Annotated in this window: 2 protein-coding genes; both read right to left on the bottom strand. The window is 59.2% G+C overall.

What is annotated here, in order from left to right:
• Positions 1-1,359, bottom strand: a 1,359-nt coding sequence (locus EN993_RS35410; RefSeq protein WP_164758047.1) for a type IV secretory system conjugative DNA transfer family protein, incomplete at its 3' end; no start/stop codon positions are given.
• A gap of 11 nt (positions 1,360-1,370) precedes the next feature.
• Positions 1,371-1,730: ATPase, T2SS/T4P/T4SS family (locus EN993_RS35405; RefSeq protein WP_164758046.1), on the bottom strand; the 360-nt coding region annotated here is incomplete at its 5' end.

Raw genomic sequence — 1,730 nt, 5'->3', positions numbered from 1 at the left:
CTTCAGAGACTGTACGAAAAACCACATGGAAACGCCGTTGCCGCCAAGCACGCTCGCCATTTCGGTCACGTTCTCGAGCTTGCCGAGGTTCTGAAACTCGTCGAGCAGCACAAGCACCGGATGCTCGTCCGGACGCGGCATGGTTTCCGACATGAAGTTCATCATCTGTGTGATCAGGACGTTGAACAATGGTCCAAGTGACGTGATCTGCTCGCGCCGTACGTCGAGATAAAGAGAGATCCGGTCGCGCTTGAGTTTGCGAATATCGAACGTGCTGCGCGAGGTAGCTCGCATCAGGCGCTCGTTTAGAAAGGGGGCCATGCCGGTCCGGACGCCGGCGTAGATTCCGGAAAACTGCCGCTCGGACATTTCGAAATACGGCAACAGGGTTTGCAGCGTGAAATGCGAACATTCGCGGCGGCGTTCCTCGCGCAGCGAGCCGATGAACTCTAGGAGTGGCTGCTCGGCGCCATTCATGATCTCGAGGATTGTAGAGAAGGTCTTCTTCTGGTTCGGGATCGCAGGCGATTCCATGACGAAGGACGCGATGCCGGTAAAAAGAAGGCGGGCATCGTTGACCCAGTAGGGATCTGCGTTGGAAGGGGGGCGCGGAAACAGCGCCGCTGCGATATTGCGAAGGTCGATGTCGCGCTGCGCCGAATCCAGCGAGATGAAGTCCATCGGATTGTAGCATGCGGTATTGCCGTCCGGATCAGCCGGCGCGAAACGCACCACACGGCTCATGGTTGAACGGTAGCCGGCAGTTGCCGCATAGGTCTCGCCCCGCAGGTCGAGAACCACAAGCGAATGCGGCCAGGTCAGGGCGTTCGGGATGATGAGAGACGTGCCTTTACCGGAGCGCGGCGGCCCTATGACAAAGCCACCGACATCATCGCCATCAATCCACAATTTCTTGCCACCAATCAGCTTGCGCTGCGTCAAGTGGATCTTGCCGGAGCGCTGATCGCGGCCGGGCGACAGAATTTCGGCAAGCCTACCGCCGGCTCGACCAACGAAGACGCCGCCCACTTTCGTCAGGCCGGTTTTTGATACGTCGCTCATGGTCATGAAGCGAGAGTCATTGCGCTTTCTCGGACGCATGAGAAACAAGCTGACCAGTGGCAAAAGAAACCCTAATGCTCCCGCTGCAACGGCGTATTGCATCCGGTCAAAAGTTCTCGCGGTCACGTCAGCCCAGGCCAGACCAACAACTGGCAAAGGATTGGCGTTCAGCTGGTCAAACAGGACGTGGGAGCCAGTCCTGTACCAATCAATCGCGGCATAGGCGACCGTGAAGAACAGGACGCCCAGGGCCATCGCCACGAGCACCATGAAAATTGCTGTTGCGACTTTCTGCATGGACGGCCTCGCTAGATTGTCTCCGCCTTGGTGAACTTGATCTCGCTGATGGCGCGTCGTCCGCCCTCGGTGCGGACCATCTGGACGACCACCGGAATGACCTCGCGCAGGTAGTCGAGGATTTCGCCTCGTGAGAGGCCTGAGCTGCCCTGCATGACCATGAGCGCCAGCCGCTCGTAGGCGGACCGGGCCGAGTTGGCATGAACGGTGGTAAGCGAACCCGGGTGACCGGTGTTGATCGCCTGGAGAAACGCGAAGGTTTCAGCGCCGCGCAACTCGCCCAGCAACAGACGGTCGGGTCGCATGCGAAGGGAGGCCTCGAGTAGCTGTTGGGCGGAGACTTTGGCAAGGCCCTGATCGCCCTTCGATGC

The sequence above is a fragment of the Mesorhizobium sp. M7D.F.Ca.US.004.01.2.1 genome, from assembly GCF_003997785.1.
In the GTDB taxonomy this organism is placed as follows: domain Bacteria; phylum Pseudomonadota; class Alphaproteobacteria; order Rhizobiales; family Rhizobiaceae; genus Mesorhizobium; species Mesorhizobium loti.
The sequence above is the reverse complement of the archived record's forward strand: the minus strand, read 5'-3'. Positions and strand labels throughout refer to the sequence as shown.